We start from the raw sequence: 17,440 nt of genomic DNA, 5'->3' as shown, positions 1-17,440 counted from the left end.
ACAGGACGAGCTCTTTCTCGTCCTGTCATCCATCACACAATCGCTAATCCAAGGTCTTTTAATTCAAGCGAAACAAGTCTTGCAATCGCATCTGCTCCTTCTTTTGTAAAGTGCGTGCGATCCTCTACGCCTGTTGACAGCATAAAGTAAGAAGTCGTTTTCTCTATGCCGGAAATTTGATAAAATTGAAGGCTTGCCGTATTTAAATCAACAAGAAGGACTTCTTCTTCATCAGCTAGTTCTTTCATAGCGGCACAGTAATCAGGGAAGTCATTGATGTATTCTCCGTCTTTTTCATGAAAGCGGCCGACTGGCGTTAATAAAAGCGGTGTAGCTCCTTTTGCTCTTGCTCCGTGAATATATTGAGACAAATAGCTTTTATACGTCGTGAAAGGATCTGTATGCCGTTCGGGCTTCTCCGTTGAAGCATCATTGTGCCCCATTTGTGTAAGCAGCCAGTCCCCAGGCTGAATGTCAGCCAATATTTTATCAAGCCGTCCTTCTTCAATGAATGTTTTTGAGCTTCTTCCACCGATTGCGCGGTTGTCGACGCTCACGCCTTGCGCTGTATAGCGATGTAAAAACTCTCCCCATCCTCCTTGAACAGGACGATCCGGGTAAGATGCAACGGTTGAATCACCAGCTAAATAGATGGTTGTCATGTTCATACGCCCCCTTGTTCATATAGCCACTCTTATAAGCGATGCGGACATCCTAGTGGCTGCTGAAAAGATATGAAACAATCAGCATCGCTACTTCATTCATTCTCTTTTTAATGATCAAACCCCTGCTTACCGGTAGATGTGAATGCGTTAAATATTCGGCGGAAGTTCTACTTTTGTCTCAACGGCTTGCTTTAACGCCTGAAGCATGTAGCCAATTCCTTTATATGGAGCTAGCGGATAAATCGCTGTCTGATGAGGAAGTAATAAAGGATCGATCACCTTTCGATATTTCTTTCCACCTAGTATCACTAGTTCATCATATGCAGTGAGATGTTTTTCATGAAATTGCTGCCTTAGTGCTTCACGTGTTATCTGATCAGCATGCGGTGTACCAAAAGCCACATCATAATTTTCATGAATGATATCATCTGCTTTTAGGAATCCATGCTTCGCTGATATGATCAGCCAGTCTGAAAAGAACGTTTGGGCATAGCTCTTCGTATGCTGATGCAGCGGACTTAAATAAACGAGGTTCGCTGGCTGGCTCCCTGCCTCTGGATGGACGTCCCAAATTTTCTTCGCCCCACATGGAATGATACATACTCGCTTCAATTGATTTTCTCCTTCCTTCGTCGATACATTCGATACAACATACAACCTAGCGCTGTGCCGAGTGTATTTAATAGAATATCATCAATATCGCTGCTTCTTGTAATCATACCAGATTGCGAGAATACCCATTGAAGCACTTCAATCATTGTTGACAAGAAAAAGCCAGCAAGAATCGCCTTTTGCCAGCGCAAGGTTCGGAATGCCTGATAGAGAAAAAAACCAAGTGGCACAAATAACAAAATGTTCCCTGCCAAATTTAAAAAAACAAGATTGGGATAGCCGTGATGATAGGCATGGAGATTTTGATAAATGGACTGCAAAGGCATGAGGTTGACACTCACCTGATCCCTTGGTGCGGAAAAACGATTTGGAAAGACCGTCAAATACAATAAAACATTCGTATACATAAACAGACAGGCAAGAACGATTTCTGTTCGTAAATAGATAAATCGTTTTTGCTTTTTCGCCTGTCTGTATCTCATATGTAAATAGAGCGGGACGAGCAAGAGAAAATAAGTAATGGAAAACATCGCACTGAATGTCATACGGAGAGCTGCCCCTTTCTCACATGATGCTTGACCATATTTACAGCTTATTCAGGCCTGCCCTCATCTATTCATCACTTATTCTCCTATTCAATGACGAGACACCCATATTGACAAATCGTCAGTTTTCCGCTAAACTGACTGACATTCAGTCATTTAAGGTCGGTGATGATGTGTCGAAACGAGAAAAGATTATGCTTGCTGCCATTGATGCGTTTAAAGAAAAAGGAATCGAAAAAACGACCATTTCGGATATTGTGAAAGCAGCAGGAGTGGCGCAAGGAACGTACTATTTATATTTTCCTTCAAAGCTGTCTGTCATGCCTGCTATCGCAGAACATCTCATCTCGCAGATGGTTCCCGCTATTGAAAAGGAACTGACTCAGCATGCGGATGTCCTCGATCAAGCAGATGCGCTTGTTGAATTCATCTTCTCTTTTACAAGACAATACCGTGACGTCCTTGCTCTGACCTACTCAGGTTTAGCTGCCACGGAGCATTTAAAGGAATGGGAAGATATTTATGAGCCGATTTACAAATGGGTCGCTGCTTTTTTAGAAAAAGCAAAGCAGGACAAAAGGGTTCGTGCGAATTTGAACTGTCAATATGCAGCCAAATTCATTATCGGTTTACTTGAATCGTCTGCTGAGCAAATGTACTTATTTACAGAAACAGATACAGAAGAGGTTCTGATTCAAAAGCGAGAGGTGAAGCAATTTCTTCTTTACGCACTTGGCATAGAGACACCTTAACTTAGTACAGCACTTGCTGTACGCTCTTTTTTGGTTTTAAAATGACGAATCGTCAGTTTTGAGTTTTAGGAGGAAATACGATGAAAAAAAGCTGGATGTATGTCGCACTCACTTGTTTATTCGAATTACTTTGGGTGTTTGGTTTAAATAGAGCTGATGCGGTGTGGGAGTGGGCGATCATTATCTGCCTGATCCCGGTTGATTTTTATTTTTTAATGAAAGCCTGCGAGAAGCTGCCGACAGGGACCGTGTACGCCGTGTTTGCCGGAGTTGGAACGATTGGTACGTCTTTGATGGATTACGCGCTGTTCGGCGGTTCGTTTTCATTAGAAAAGCTCTTATTTATGGGCATTTTAATTCTCGGCATTATTGGACTAAAAGTGTCTGATGGAGATGCACATGAGCAGAAAGGAGAAGCGGTATAAATGGGCTGGTTTTTTGTACTATTAGCCTCTGCCTGCGAAATCGGCGGAACCATTGGCCTCAATATGTTTAGTAAGAAAAAGCAAATCACGACAGGTATTTTATTTGTCGGCGGATTTGCCCTATCCTTTTTGTTTTTATATGCCTCGTTCTCTTCCGTTCAAGTATCCGTTGCCTATACGGTCTGGATTGGACTTGGAACAGCGGGCTCTGTCTTGTTTAATATGATTCTATTTAAAGAACCGAAAAACATGATTCGTATACTCAGCTTGCTGCTGATTGTGATTGGCGTCGTTGGGCTGAAGTTATTTGCGTAATTGAATGACAAAAAAGGAAGGGAGTCAAAGCCCCTTCCTTTTTTAGTTCTCGTTTAATGTGGATCATGCTGCTCGAGCAAGAGATCCATTGCGTAAATCGATTCGCCTTTCTCATCTAATAAAAAGTACACTATCAAAGGCTCTCCAAAAGCTGCTGTTTGCTGCGTGAACAACACACAGGTGAATTTTTCGATACCAATTGGAAGCTTTCTTTTTAATATAGGATGAAGAATAGGCGAAGTCCGAATTGTATCTACATCAACATCCCAACGTTCGTTTTTTAATGTTGGATAATGCTCTGATAACAATTGGTGTAACATGTCGGTCGTGAGCGTTGCTTTTCCATTGTACCCATCATCTATTATGTTGGTGTTATACATCCGACGGTTGCTCACCCTTTGAAGCATTGATTCGTATTCCTTTTAAGACAAATCGTTTCTGACCATCAAGAGTACAAGTGATCAATGTCAGTTCATTTTTCCCGCGATCCTTTAGTACATCAACATCCGTCGGTTCAATCGTAGCTGAGCTGACAATTTTATATTCATATGTTTCCGCTTGATGATGTAAGACGACTTTTTCTCCCTTCGGCACCTCTGGCAGCTGCCTGAAAAGCCGGTCGCCTTTATACCCTCTATGGCCTGCAATCGTGAAATTTCCTTCACCTGGCATTTGATGAGATTTGATCTGAGTCAGTGCAATACCTAAATTTTCTTTTGAAGTAACAGGAAGCACTTTTTCGTTTAAATCAATTGACGGGATCTCTAGCTCCATCACATCTCGAAGGTCTTCTTCTGACACAGTTAGATGTGGAATAGAAGAAAGGGCATCACTGTCATTTTCTTCAATCATCTTTAATGCCTGTTCCATTGCTGCTGTCTCTTGAGAAGTTCGCCACTCATATATAAAAGGAACGGAGATGAGCATTAGCCCCGCGACCACCAAAAAGCTGCCTAATAAGGTTCTTTTTTTCATCAATATACTCGTTCCTTCCTTTTACTGAATGGCTCTTCTTCTAAGAACAAGAAGAACAGTTCCAGAAACTACTAGTAAAATCCCTGCATACATCATATAACGCAGCCATTCTTCTCCAGTCTTTGGCAGCTCACCGTTTGAGTCATGAGGTGGATGTTGATCCCCTTTAGGTGAGGCTGGAGGATTCGTGTGGTCCTCTTCATTCTTCACTGGAGCATTTTTCACAATCAATGTCTTGATCTCCACTTCGCCCATTTGAATTGTAAAGATGAGTGGTTTCTTTAAAGCTACATAACCATTTGGAGCTTTCGTCTCTGTGAGTGTATATTCACCAGGTTTAAGCCCTTTGACAATGGCTTCTCCGTCTTTTCCTGTTGTCACAGATTTTATGGTTTTCCCGGCTTTTGTACGAATGTCAAAGGCTGCACCTTTTAAAGTTCTATCTGTCTGCTGGTCTACCTTTATGATACGCAGACTTCCTAAGATCAAGTGATTCTTCGCTGTTAATTGAAGTGGCTTCTGCTGATTTTTTTCAATTGTAAACAGGATCGGCTTATGGTCCAATTGATAGCCATGAGGTGCTTTCGTTTCAACGAATTGATATTCTCCCGGTTTTAGATCGTTGATGCGAAGCTTTCCTTTTTGATCGGTTACAAGTGATTTCTTCAACGTTTTCCCTTCTTTACTCAGAAGAGCAAACTCTGCATTTTCGAGCGTATGTCCCTCATCATCCACTTTGGTCAGTTCCACTGCTCCCGGCGTCAGTTTGTTGATCATTTCTACTTTGGCTGGTTTGTCTTGACCTAAACGGATCGTAAATGAGACAGGTGTCTGATCCAATTCATAGCCGGCAATGCTTGCTGTTTCGACAAATTGATAGGTTCCTGGCTTCAGTTGATCGACTGTCAGTTGACCGTTTTTGTCTGTCTTTAAGTCTTTCTTCACACGCTGATCGTGCGCATCAATCAGGTCAAAGGTCACGCCAGCGAGCAACTGACCATCCTCCCCTTTTTTCTGAAGCTTCACAGCACTTGTCGTCCGAATATTTTCTTTTGTCACTTTCACCAGTTGATTTGGATTGAAATCAATCTTAAAGTCTACTGGTTCTGCATCAAGTTTATGTCCAAAAGGAGCCTTCGTTTCAACCAATTGGTAAGCGCCTGGTTTCAAATCGTTGACAGTGATGATGCCTTTCTCGTTGGTTGTTAAACCTGACATCAATTCTTTACCATCGTCATTGAAAAGTGTAAATTCTGCGCCCTTCAATCTTTCTTTTTCTTCCCCTATTTTTGTTAGTTCTACAGAACCTTTCTTGAGCTGATTGATGGCCTCCACTTGAATCCATTCTTTTTGACCTAATTCAACTTCAAAGACAAGTGGTTTCGCACTCAATTCATAGCCTTCAAGACTCTTTCTTTCAACAAATTGATAGGTTCCAGGTTTTAGACCTGTGAAGGTGATTTCTCCATCCTGATTGGTTGTAATCCCTTCTCCTCCTGCCACTATCTTTCCTTTGGCATCAGATAGATCAAAGACAACCCCTTCTAATGATTTCCCATCTTCGCCTTTTTTGTGTAACAGCACTCCGCCTGTTGTGCGGCTATTTTCTTTTGTCACACTGACCAGCTTCTGAGGGTTAAATGGAATAGCAAAAGTGACAGGTGTTTCGTCAAGCTCATGACCGAATGGAGCCTTCGTTTCAACAAACTGATAGGTTCCAGGTTTAAGATCGTTGACGATGATTTCCCCGTTCTGATCAGTGACGAGACCTGTTTTCATCTCTTTTCCATTTGCATCTACAAGCTTGAATTCTGCTCCTTCAAGCGCTTCATTCTTTTCACCAAGCTTCGTGAGCTGGACAGCTCCAGTTTTGAGATCATTGATCACTTTGATCTCTGCCGGTGTTTTTTGTGCGATTTCGATGGTAAACGGATAAGGTTTATTTTTCTTTTGATAACCATCAATACTCTCTGTCTCTACAAGCTGATATTTGCCCGGTTTGAGGTTATCGACCAAAAGCTTCCCATCTTTATCTGTTGTCAAATCTTTACGCACAACTTCGTCATTTTGATCCGTGATTTCAAATCGAACACCTTGAAGCTGCTTGCCATCTTCCCCTTCTTTCACCACTTCTAATGCACTTGTTTCGTATAGGTTCTTTTGTGAAATGATGACTGGTTCTGTTGGATCGAGTGGTACTTCAAATTTGATTGGTGTTTCATCTAATACATAACCATCAGGTGCTTTTGTTTCAATGAGCTGATACGTACCCGGTCTTAGTTCGTTTATCGTGATCTTGCCATTTTCTCCTGTAACAAGCGAACCATTTAGCTCATGCCCGTCTTGATCTAAGAGCTTGAACTGTGCACCTTCTAGTCTCTCTCCGCCTTCACCTATTTTGCTCAATTCAGCAGAGCCTTTGATGATGTCATTTACTGCAGTGACAATCGTTGTTTCTGTTTGATTTTCTTTGATTGTGAACGGCCATTTTTGCTGATTTAATTGATAGCCTTTCGGTGCGTTTGTCTCAACAAAATAATAGGAACCTGGCTCAAGATGTTTGAAAAGAATTTCTCCTTTTTCGTCCGTTTTCAAATGGGTTTGGACGGTATCTCCAGATTCATTTTTCAGTTCAAATTCAGCATTCTCTAATGCCGCACCCGTCTCTTTGTCTTTTTTCGTTAACTTGACATGCTGGCGGATTTCTTGGTTCTGCACCGTCATGCTATTTCCTGTTTTCGCTTGATCTCCTGATTCGTAGGGCTGATCAATCGTTACATTGATTGGTTCCTTCGTCTTAATATAACCATCAGGTGCTTTCTCTTCTGTCACGATATAGTCACCATACAGAAGACGATCAAATCGAAGAGCTCCTTCTTCATCTGTTGTCTTTGTTCCAATGACGATACCGCTCGCAGCATCTGTCAGAGAAAAGCTTGCTCCTTTTAGCGCTTTTCCACTACTCGCGTCTACCTTTTTAATGGTTAAAGCGCCAATCGCTCCTGTGCCATCTCCCATACCAGCGGTGCGTTTGACCACAATTGAGGCTTCGGATTCCTTTTTGATTTCTTTTACATTTTCACCTCTAAACGTTACTTCGTTTTGAAGTGTACTTCCCACCTTATCTAAAATGAGAGATTGGTATTCTAAAATATATGGTCTCGTGATTTCTTCTTTAAATTTGATTTGAAAAGAATCTGGATCGAATTCAAGGTCTAGTTCATAGTCCTTCCCTTTTTCCAGCTCTTCCTTTTTGGTCACTTGCCCCTTTTCATCTATTGTCGTCGAATAGAGATGAAATGAGTTTTCTATTATCGCTTGGTTACTGCTCGGATGGTCTATAATCGTCGCATCTTGGACTGTTGATTGGCCAAAGTTGATATTGAGTTTCCAATCAATGACTTTCCCTTGCTGATTTCCTGATTTGCTTGTGTATTTCCCTCCATTTGGAATGGACACCACAGCATTTACGTCTGATTCTTTCGTCTTTCCATCATAAAGGGTCGCTTTATTTTCATAGGTTTTCTGTACTAAATCCATTCCTTCAACACTTGTTTGATACATGATTTTGTATGGGGAATCAATGGCATGTTTGAAAATGACTTCGAAGCCTGATTCTCCTTTTTCATTTTCAAGGAATTTGATGTCATAATGTTCTTTCGCTAATACCTCTTTTTCTTCCGCCCCATTTTCCCCGCCTTGTAAATCAAGCGAGTAGACGATGATTGAATCTTTAAGCAAACGCTGATTTCCTTGAATGAAATCCTCGATTTTCGCCTCTTCTAAATGTTTCAAGTTATAGTTCACACCGATATTCCATGTGATCTCTTTTTTCTTTGCATCATATGTTCCGTTCTTGAAACCATTTGACTGCGTGTATGTGTCAGGCGTGAAGACAGACTGATTTTCCTTCGTCAAATCCTTGCCATCTTCATTTACCCATTCAAGCTTTACATGATTACGCAGGTTCTTTTGATCTTTATCTGCTCTTTTTTCATAATCAAAAGACGTTGTATATGTGACGGTATGTTCTGTCTTGATTTCTTTCGTAAATTGAATATCAAATCCATTTGCATGTTCAACTATTTGATAATCTGTGCCTTCTTCAAGCACTGTATTACCTGTCGTCACTTTTAAACTATCTTTTTGCAGCGTCAATCCTTCGTTTGTAAACGTATCTTTTAATATCAGGTTGTTCATGGTTTGTTGATCTTTGTTGAAGGTGATACGCCATGGAATGGTCTTGTTCTTGTAATTCGGTGTTCCATGATTTTTCGTTAGGATTTGTTGATCAATTCTTTGCTTCCCTTGTTTGCTCTCTTTGCCAGCTGTTACAGTATTGATAATCTCTTCAGCTTCGAAAATCCGCTCGGTTGCTTTTGTTTGATATGTGATGAGATAAGCCGATTGAATATCTTGATTGAATTGCAAGGTAAACCCGTTTTGTTCATCCTTTTTTTGAGGTTGAATCACATAATGTTCAAATGCTTTTGTTCCTGATTCTTTGCCATTCTGATCAATTGTGACTTCCTTGACTTGAAATGAATCAGAAATCAGCGCCTGTGTGCCATTAAAGAAGTCTTCTAACAAAGCATCCTTTTCAGCAATCTTTTTTTCGTTATAGTTGTAACGAATTTCCCACGTAATTGTTTGTGTGACTGGATCGTAGTGGGCGGCTTTTTTATTTAAAGGACTGCCTCTTGTCACATTCACTGTTCCTTCTGCTGAACTAATCACTTTATCAGCAGAGACAAGGGACGCTTTATTACGAAACGCAGACTGATCTTGATTCGTAATGTCCGTTTCATACATTAAACGGTAAGCTAGATGCACGTCATCTTTAAATTCAATCGTGAAATCTTGACCATCTGCTGTTTGGCCAATTGTGTAGTGGTTTTCGTCAAGCAGCTGACCAAGCGATGTTTCACCATTTAGCTTTGTATCAACACGATAAAGCTTGATTGAATCTTTCTTTAACGCTTGACCTTCTTGAATCGGATCTAAAAGTCTCGCTTGTTTCACATCGTCTAAGTCCATATTAAAATCGACTGTCCATTGAATGGTTTCAGCATTGTAAGATCGATTTGGTTCTCCCTTTTTAGAGACGTTTGGACCATTTGGAATGTATTGAATCGGGATCGATATCGTATCTTTGCCTTCAATCGGGGTTATGACCACTTCTTTTTCTTCAGTAATGACTGTTTTTTGATCTAATTGCGTCCATACTTGGAGTGTTCCATGGATATTTGAATATTGTTTGATAAAATCAGTGAATTCGATGGAGGCATTTCCGCTCTCATCTACAGAAAAATAACCAATGGTTGCCTGATTAAATTTCATCTCGAGACGATCGATTTTTTCATAAATCACTAATTCCTCTGGAACCTTGAAATGGAATGTATCCCCGCCATTATAGCTATGACCATTTGGGATCGCCCACTCATAGTTAATGGAAATAAGCGAGTTGATGTCAGGCTTATCAACTGAATTTCCGTCCTGATCTTCAAATATTAATTTCGCATCAGTGAGAAGATTTTCTTGTATCTGCATTTGTTTTGAAACACTTTGCAGCCCTACACGCTTAGATACGTTCACTTTGTTTTTTAGTAATTCATCTTCATCGCTTTGTTTCGTTTGAGCGGCTTCTTGATTCTTATCGTCTTTTTCAGATGAGGTTGAGTCATCTTTTGGAAGGCTTTCTTCACGCTCGTTTTGCTTTGTTTTCTCTTTTGGCTCAGCTATACTGGTAACATCTATGTTTATTGATCCTTCTAAATTTGGATCAAGCTCAACATCTTCTTTAAATATGACCGTCACTTCATTTTGTTTTGAAACGGTATACTCACCAACAAGTATGTCACCCACAGTAATGGGTTCCTTCTGTTCCTTCTCTACCTTTATGGCTGAAGGAAGAGTGAGAACATACGGATATTGTTTTTTTAGATCGATTCCTTTTATCGACCAATGGACAATTGCCTTTCTGACTTGCTGATCTTCCATGTTTGATAACTTGTTTCCTTCGCTATCAGCAAACTCAATATCTCCATAAATGTTTTCTTGGATTTCTTTTGCTTGTGCCCCTGCTAAAGGCAAGATTCCTAATATACTAGACTGTATGACTAACACCGCGATGAGAGCCAATGACAATATTCTTTTCAATACATCCACCCTTTTCTAAAATTAATTTTCAACCATGATAAAAAAATCATTTGTATACTGTCAGATCAATCACTCCGCTTCTGATCAAATATTTTCTAAAAATTTGCCCCTTAAGACCCTATGAATAAAATGAGTTGATCAATCATGAGCTTGAAAGGGAATCATGAGTAGTGGATATAATAACTGGATAGGGGTCTATAGAAATGGGGAATAGTGAGAGGATCGTGAAAAGAATAAATGTGAATTTTTCTATTTATACTGGAATGAACAATAAATGATGTGTACATGCATATATAAGCATGTACTCACATATGGTTCGTTCATATGAAACAAGCATGTATCATATCGTATGTAAGGTGAGACAGTTCAGCATTATATAAATCGCATTCCTTTCTACTCCCTTTCATATGGTAATCAAAAAGTTGCTGCGTTTTATTCTTACATTTACCGTTTCAACAGCAAAAAAATAAACAAAATATCTAAAATGATCCATTTTTATAGGATTCATGGCTTACTTACCACTTTATAAATGAAAAATATGGAGAATCAGGGCATAACATTTGTTTTCGTCTAATTTTTTTCTCTTTTATCATGAAAAGTGAAGACAAAACGATTTAGCCTAAACATTACAATCATTTCATGCCTATTTTGAGAATCAAATGTTCTTTAAGTGAACTTCATAATATAGAGGCAAGCCAAAGGAAGGAGTTAGTTGTTTGATGGAGCTCATTGATAATAAATCAAAGAGATGGATAAACATTTTAAAACTACTTGTATCCAAAAATAAGTGGTGGAGCCTTCAAGAGATATCGAATGAACATATCGGTTCGGTTCGTGCCATTCAAAGCGATTTAGAACAAATGAAATCGTTCAAAACAGAGAACGGTGAGCCGTTAATCCACATAAAGCCAAGACAAGGCATATCCATTTGTTATACACAGACGATACGAGTGGACTACTATATCAAGGAAATTTTAAAAGATACGATTGAAATTCGATTGATTGATGGCATTTTTTTCGAACAAAACAGGTCCTTCTATGAATGGATGGACACGCTTAATATCAGTAGATCCACATTGTACAACACCATTCATAAAATCAATTCCATTCTTATCTCTTATGACATTGAATTACGCCCAGATAGTATGCAGTTCCATGGAAATGAGAAGGAGATTCGTCAATTCTTTGTTGAATTTTTGTTTGAAGTGTATGGAAGCCGGCTTTGGCCATTCGATGATATTCAAAAGCAAGATGCAGTTGATTTATTACAGGAGCTATTTCAGGTGCTAGAAGTCAATGTGCCAGATGTGGCGATAGATAAATACTGCCTATGGTTCGCCGTTTCCATTCACCGAATGAGGAAAAATTTCACAATAAGCCGTAAATATACGTACTCAATGAAAGAGGAAAAACAAAGTTCTGTAGCCAAAGGGATCTATGATCAAATCCAAACATGGGAAGAGCATATTTGCCGAATGACCAAAGACGTATTTGATGTGACGCTGGATCATCATGAATTTGTCTTTTTGCTATTGATCGAACCAGCTATTGGACACTTTAAATCAATTGAAACTGTCGAAGAAAAATTGACGTTCTTCCAATCACATACACCACGACTTTATGATGCCATTCATTCATTTATCAACCAATTGGAGTCGATTTTTCATCAAGAAATAGCGAATCGCAAGGTGATGACACTCATTCTTCTCCAATATTATGTGTATTCCAATGAAATTACCGTGAGAGATGGGTTCCTTTTCAAAAAGAAATCGAGCTATTTATCAGAGGTGAAAAAACAGTTTCCTTACTTCTATTCGAGGATTACTCATATCATCCAAGAGCTAAAAACAGACGATATCCTCGGTCCTTTTGTGAAAAATGAACGGGAATTGATTCGTATGATTACGTCGTCCTGGAGAGGGCTTGTTCAATTGGAAATGGAACGGAGAAACGTGTTGAACATATTTGTTATTTCAACATTAGGCTATTATCATAGTTTGTTTATTGCGGATTTAATTAAATTAAGCGTACCTCCTCTCATTCACATTTTTACAAGTCCAGAGAATACATTAAATGATGTCACGATGGAGGAACTTGGGATCGATATGATTGTGACCGATACCGAGCTGCCTCTTCAATTCGGACAATCTACGCTGCTGATCAGCTCTTTTCCAACAAAGAAAGAATTGGACAACTTGCACTCAAGATTGGTTGATATGACAGGCTAATGTTCATCAAAAAAAGCTGCTGAGGAGCTCTCAAGCAGCTTTTTGCTTCTGTATTAATGAAGCACTATTTGTTCATTCATCAAATCAATGGCATAAAGTGATTGCTCATATTCATCTAATAGAAGGTATACTTTGAGCGGTGCAGCGGTTTGATCTGTCTGCTGCGTGAATAGGACACAAGTGAATTTTTCGATCCCCTCTGGCAGCTTGCTTTTCAGAAAAGGATGAAGAATAGGAGAGATTCGAAGGGTATCAACATCTTTTAGCCAAAGTTCATCTTGTAACGCAGGATAATGGTCAACCAAAAACTGACGAAACACTTCCAATGTACTCAAGGTAGACATCCTCACTTTCTTCTATCATGGCTTCAAGCTTACCTAAATCAAACATGTTCAAAGTCATCCTATGATATCAGCCCACCAAATGTCGTATACTACTAGAGACACGATTTCATTTTTTTCAAAAAGCATTGTAGATCAACTTTACTGTCATGAGTATTTCATATGTATGATGTCTACTAATATTCCAACCGATGGACCTATGATCATATTCTTATCTGTTTCTTTCGTGATGAAACGACAACTTCCTGCTACAAAATTCCAAATTTATTCAAAAAATTGGTGCATTGAGACAAAAAAGAACAGCTTCTCACTGTTCTTTCAAAGAAAACACTTCGCCGCTCTCTGCATCAACACCATCATGGCAATCGAGCTTTCCGCATAGAACATATTGTTTTTGCGCTTCGTCATAGACGTAAATAGGTTTAAGTTCAAGACGTTCTCTCAATTTTTCAAAGGCTTCTTTCTGAGATACAGAAATATCACTTGCCGCTTGAGAGGGGCTGAGTATCCCGCACACTTGAAACATTTCTTTTTTATCTATGTAATTTACGGCTTCAAACGAGCTGGCGTCAATGAAGACCTTGATCTTGTCCATAAACACACTGCCTTCTTGCCCGTTCGTTTTTAATATCGCATCGATGTATCCATGCTTACGATGGAGTGTTTTCAGAACCCACTTCCCTGTATCCTTTGGATATTTTTGCGCCAAGAAGGTTCGGACTGCTTTGATACACTCAGCTTGCTCTTCTTTTGATATCGGGAAAGTATCTGGTGACGGTTCCAATGAGAAAGCTTGTTCAGCTGAAATGTTCTCATGAATGTTCATTTCCTTTTTTTCAAAGGCATTGTTTATCGGTTCATTCCACTCAATGACCTCATTCATGTGTATAAAGTGCGTTTCTTCACGCCCAATTTCAAACGGAAGCGTTCCTGTTCCATCGTTCTTCACATAAATTTCTTCTAACGCATAAATAGATCGGATTCGGTTGTGCTCGAAGGAAGGCCATTGAAACAGCTGTACTTGCTGCTCGGCTAAGTTCTCCAGCTTATCAAGAGAAAGTGCATATTCCTCAGCTTTCAGTAATGTTTTGGCTAAAAATGGGCCGTGGTGTGTAAAGTACATGAGCTGTCCATGTTCATTCCATTTCACTTCGATTCTGCCTGATGGCGTCACTTTCACACCATCTATTGCTTCTTCGAAAGAAAGTTCCCCTTTCTCCTTCTGATGCATATGAAAATGCTCATCATAGATCAACCCTGTTTCTTGTTCGATCCATTGAATGACATGAGCTGGATAAGGTCTCTTAAACGTGACACCCTGCTGCGCATAGGTTTTGTCCATGACAAAAATAACCGATATAATCTGTCCTGTATTCAAATTCACTTCAATGACAGCTGTGCCGTCTGGGTTGATATCGTCGTCCTCAGGTTCAGCTTCATGAGAGGGGAACCATTCCATATTCAATGTATAAATCGTTTCATTGAACATGTTGACGTAACGATGAAAGCTGTGTCTTTTTAGATCATAAAGATCTAAGCCAAATTTCGCCTTTGTCTGATCAATCAATTGTTGTATGTTTGCATTCAATGGTTTCACCTCTAAATAATGATGTTTTATGGAAGAAGAAAAATGACGATAAAGATAGAGATGATGATTGCCATCAATAACCCTAAAGCAATTCCCATCATGTTAGACTCTTTTGTATAGCCTGTTAATTCTCCTTCAGTCGATCGATCGATTTTTCTAAAGCGAAAAAGCATGCTTATATTGATAGAGGCTAGAACGATTAAAAACAATAAAATGGTCAATACAGGCTCGATGTCACTAAATGGATTCGTTACATTTTGAAAACTAAATGATTGAAAAAACATAATGCCACTCAATACGACTTTCCAAACATTCTCTGAAAATTTTTCTTTCTCCCATTCTTTTCCTAACTTCTCTTTTTCATAAATAGCTACCTGCTCAAAAATAGGTATGAAAAACTTTGTTTTTCCTTTTTTGATAAAGCCGATAATGCCTTGGAGAAGCATTAAAATTCCTAAACACAAAAAGAAATGTGTAAGTTGGATATTAAAGATTTGAATCACCATAAAAAAAGCGATGATCATAAGTCCGAATATCAAATTAGAGACACCTATTTGTTTTGTCCTCATCTTTTTCAGTGCAGCTTGTTCCATGTAATACTCCTCTCCGTTTCAAAGGTTTCTGTGAACGCTCTATCTTTATTACGATTTCACTGAAAAAATGTTTCAATATTTTCCCTTTCTACTGTCAATTCGGCTTTTTTCGCAAATGAAAAGACGCCCATCATTCGAACGTCTTATTCTTCTTCAAGAAATCATCACATCATATTTGGGCAACCGTTCTGTTTTTTATTTGTTGAGCTGCCAGATATTTAAAGTCATCAATAGACAGCTGTCTAGATGTCTTTTCTCCATGCTGTCTGATATTCAGTGTTTTTTCTTGCATTTCTGAATCACCAATGACAGCGATATAAGGGATTTTTTGCATTTGTGCTTCTCTCATTTTATAGCCGAGTTTTTCATCCCGTTCATCGATTGTGACTCTGATTCCGATCTTTCTTAATTGCTGCTGCACCTCAAGGCAATGATCAAGGTGAATCTTTGAGACAGGAATGATTTGTACTTGCACTGGTGCCAGCCATAACGGGAAGGCACCTGCAAAATGCTCGATGAGAATCCCAAAGAAACGATCTAGAGAACCAAAAATGGCACTGTGAATGACAACTGGTCGTACCTTTTCATTCTTTTCATTGATATATGTTAAATCAAATTTCTCAGGCATTTGAAAATCCAGCTGAATTGTAGCGCACTGATGGCTCCGCTGCAAGGCGTCTTTAATATGAAAATCGATCTTCGGTCCATAAAATGCCCCATCTCCTTCATTTAGCTGGTAATCGATCTTTAGCCGATCAAGTACATTCTTTAGCGCTGATTCAGAGATATCCCAAATGGCATCATCCCCTAACGCTTTTTCTGGACGAGTGGATAGTTCCACAGAGTACTCAAACCCAAATGTCCGATACACATGATCAACTAATTGGAAAATCCGTTTGATTTCAGCTTCAATTTGATCTTCTCTCAAAAAAATATGGGCATCATCTTGGCAAAAAGTTCTGACCCTGAACAATCCATTTAATGCTCCGCTAAATTCATGACGATGCACCTGACCGAACTCAGCCATTCTGATCGGAAGGTCTCTGTATGAATATAAGTTATTTTTAAACATGAGCATATGCCCTGGACAATTCATCGGTTTTAAAGCAAAGCTTGTATGATCTACTTCTGAGAAATACATATTTTCATGATAATGATCCCAGTGACCTGACTTTTCCCATAGCTCTTGGTTCATCATAAACGGTGTGCTCACTTCTTCATATTGCGCTTTGTTTCGCACTTCTCTTGAAAAGGCCATTAATTCATTTCTCACAATCTGACCTTTTGGTAAATAAAACGGCATACCTGGCGCTTCTTCCGAAAACGTGAACAGAGATAATTGTTTCCCTAATTTCCGGTGATCACGTTTGCTTGCTTCTTCCATGAAATGAAGATACTCAGCTAGATGTTTTGGATGTTGAAACGCTACACCATACACTCGCTGCAATACATCTTGATGACTATCACCCCGCCAATAAGCCCCTGCAACACGTGTTAGCTTAAATGACTTTACGAACCCAGTAGAAGGTAAATGAGGCCCGCGGCATAAGTCGATAAATTCACCCTGCTGATACACTGTGATGGCTTCTTCAGATGGGAGTCGTTTTAAAATATCAAGCTTATATGGATCATGTGCAAACAACGATTCAGCTTCTTTGTAAGTGACCTCTTTTCTTTGGATGAGATGATTCTCGTTTATGATCTTTTCCATCTCTTTTTCAATTGTAGCCAAATCCTCTACACTTAATGTTTGATTCAGCTTCATATCATAGTAAAATCCATTTTCGATAACAGGTCCGATTCCAAGTGTGACATTGTCGAATAACCTTTTCACAGCTTGGGCTAATACGTGTGCCGATGTATGGCGCAGTACTTCAAGCCCTTCTTTTGAATCGAGTGTGACAATAGACAGCCGAGCATCACTTTCCAGCTGATGACTTACATCGACCATTTGTTCATTGATCTTTCCTGCCACTGCTTTCTTCCTTAAGCTCGGGCTAATATAGGAGGCAACATCTGCGACAGTCGTACCTGCAGAGAACCCCTTTATCTTTCCATCTGGAAATTGAATCTTCACCATGTTTTCTCTCATGACTGACACACCTTTCTTTTTTAAAAATAAAAAAACACACCCATCCCGCATAAAGGGACGAATGTGTAATCCGTGGTTCCACCCAAATTCCCATAACGCATATTCGCTTTATGGCTCTGGTGCCGTAACGTGGCATAGTCGGTATTGGAT

14 protein-coding genes and 1 other annotated feature (1 of these 15 running past the window's edge) are annotated in these 17,440 nt (G+C 39.5%); of the genes, 4 read left to right on the top strand and 10 right to left on the bottom strand.

Features of this window, described 5'->3' with window-relative positions; genetic code table 11:
* Positions 1-32: 32 nt before the first annotated feature.
* From QRN39_RS16365 to QRN39_RS16355, 3 genes are all read right to left on the bottom strand, one after another.
* Positions 33-662: a rhamnogalacturonan acetylesterase gene (locus QRN39_RS16365; RefSeq protein ID WP_137055509.1), complete on the bottom strand. Its 630-nt coding sequence runs from the start codon at positions 660-662 to the stop codon at positions 33-35.
* 150 nt (positions 663-812) lie between these two features.
* Positions 813-1,277, bottom strand: coding sequence for a DUF6884 domain-containing protein (locus QRN39_RS16360; RefSeq protein ID WP_212046491.1), 465 nt, complete (start codon positions 1,275-1,277; stop codon positions 813-815).
* Positions 1,274-1,822, bottom strand: a complete 549-nt coding sequence (locus QRN39_RS16355) for a VanZ family protein (protein WP_212046492.1) — start codon at positions 1,820-1,822, stop codon at positions 1,274-1,276. The genes QRN39_RS16360 and QRN39_RS16355 overlap by 4 nt, the downstream gene beginning before the upstream one ends.
* 173 nt (positions 1,823-1,995) lie before the next feature.
* On the opposite strand from QRN39_RS16355, the gene QRN39_RS16350 reads away from it, so the two are divergent.
* The 3 genes from QRN39_RS16350 (at position 1,996) to QRN39_RS16340 (ending at position 3,314) form a co-directional block, all read left to right on the top strand.
* Complete coding sequence (locus QRN39_RS16350) at positions 1,996-2,574, top strand: TetR/AcrR family transcriptional regulator (RefSeq protein ID WP_034620888.1); 579 nt, start codon at positions 1,996-1,998, stop codon at positions 2,572-2,574.
* Positions 2,575-2,654: 80 nt separating this feature from the next.
* Complete coding sequence (locus QRN39_RS16345) at positions 2,655-2,999, top strand: DMT family transporter (RefSeq protein WP_003217798.1); 345 nt, start codon at positions 2,655-2,657, stop codon at positions 2,997-2,999.
* Complete coding sequence (locus QRN39_RS16340) at positions 3,000-3,314, top strand: DMT family transporter (RefSeq protein ID WP_003217878.1); 315 nt, start codon at positions 3,000-3,002, stop codon at positions 3,312-3,314.
* A 53-nt stretch (positions 3,315-3,367) separates the two neighbouring features.
* Here QRN39_RS16340 and QRN39_RS16335 read toward each other — a convergent pair whose 3' ends face one another.
* From QRN39_RS16335 to QRN39_RS16325, 3 genes are read right to left on the bottom strand one after another with little or no spacing between them, the layout of a single operon-like run.
* The gene (locus tag QRN39_RS16335; RefSeq protein ID WP_268493976.1) at positions 3,368-3,694 is read right to left on the bottom strand and encodes a hypothetical protein; all 327 of its coding nucleotides are present in this window, start codon (positions 3,692-3,694) and stop codon (positions 3,368-3,370) included.
* On the bottom strand, positions 3,687-4,289 hold the full coding sequence (locus QRN39_RS16330; protein ID WP_106030229.1) for a class D sortase: 603 nt from the start codon (positions 4,287-4,289) through the stop codon (positions 3,687-3,689). Before QRN39_RS16330 ends, QRN39_RS16335 begins: the two co-directional genes overlap by 8 nt.
* A 21-nt stretch (positions 4,290-4,310) precedes the next feature.
* Positions 4,311-10,457 (bottom strand): SpaA isopeptide-forming pilin-related protein, encoded by a 6,147-nt coding sequence (locus QRN39_RS16325; RefSeq protein ID WP_284907678.1) that lies wholly within the window; start codon positions 10,455-10,457, stop codon positions 4,311-4,313.
* Between the two features lie 710 nt (positions 10,458-11,167).
* Here QRN39_RS16325 and QRN39_RS16320 point away from each other — a divergent pair.
* Positions 11,168-12,676 (top strand): AcpB/EbpR/MafR family transcriptional regulator, encoded by a 1,509-nt coding sequence (locus QRN39_RS16320; protein ID WP_284907677.1) that lies wholly within the window; start codon positions 11,168-11,170, stop codon positions 12,674-12,676.
* Between the two features lie 53 nt (positions 12,677-12,729).
* Here QRN39_RS16320 and QRN39_RS16315 read toward each other — a convergent pair whose 3' ends face one another.
* The 4 genes from QRN39_RS16315 to thrS all read right to left on the bottom strand — a co-directional run bounded on the left by QRN39_RS16315 (position 12,730) and on the right by thrS (position 17,290).
* The gene (locus QRN39_RS16315; protein ID WP_003217864.1) at positions 12,730-13,011 is read right to left on the bottom strand and encodes a hypothetical protein; all 282 of its coding nucleotides are present in this window, start codon (positions 13,009-13,011) and stop codon (positions 12,730-12,732) included.
* Between the two features lie 313 nt (positions 13,012-13,324).
* Positions 13,325-14,614, bottom strand: coding sequence for a hypothetical protein (locus QRN39_RS16310; protein WP_284907676.1), 1,290 nt, complete (start codon positions 14,612-14,614; stop codon positions 13,325-13,327).
* 17 nt (positions 14,615-14,631) lie between these two features.
* Positions 14,632-15,198, bottom strand: coding sequence for a hypothetical protein (locus QRN39_RS16305; protein WP_106033165.1), 567 nt, complete (start codon positions 15,196-15,198; stop codon positions 14,632-14,634).
* Positions 15,199-15,367: 169 nt separating this feature from the next.
* Positions 15,368-17,290: a threonine--tRNA ligase gene (gene thrS, locus QRN39_RS16300; protein ID WP_284907675.1), complete on the bottom strand. Its 1,923-nt coding sequence runs from the start codon at positions 17,288-17,290 to the stop codon at positions 15,368-15,370.
* Between the two features lie 50 nt (positions 17,291-17,340).
* Positions 17,341-17,440: a binding site (T-box leader), on the bottom strand (it continues 125 nt past the right edge of the window).

It is taken from the genome of Bacillus sp. lyk4-R2A-2 (assembly GCF_030209735.1).
Taxonomy (GTDB): domain Bacteria; phylum Bacillota; class Bacilli; order Bacillales; family Bacillaceae; genus Bacillus; species Bacillus pumilus.
The sequence above is the reverse complement of the archived record's forward strand: the minus strand, read 5'-3'. Positions and strand labels throughout refer to the sequence as shown.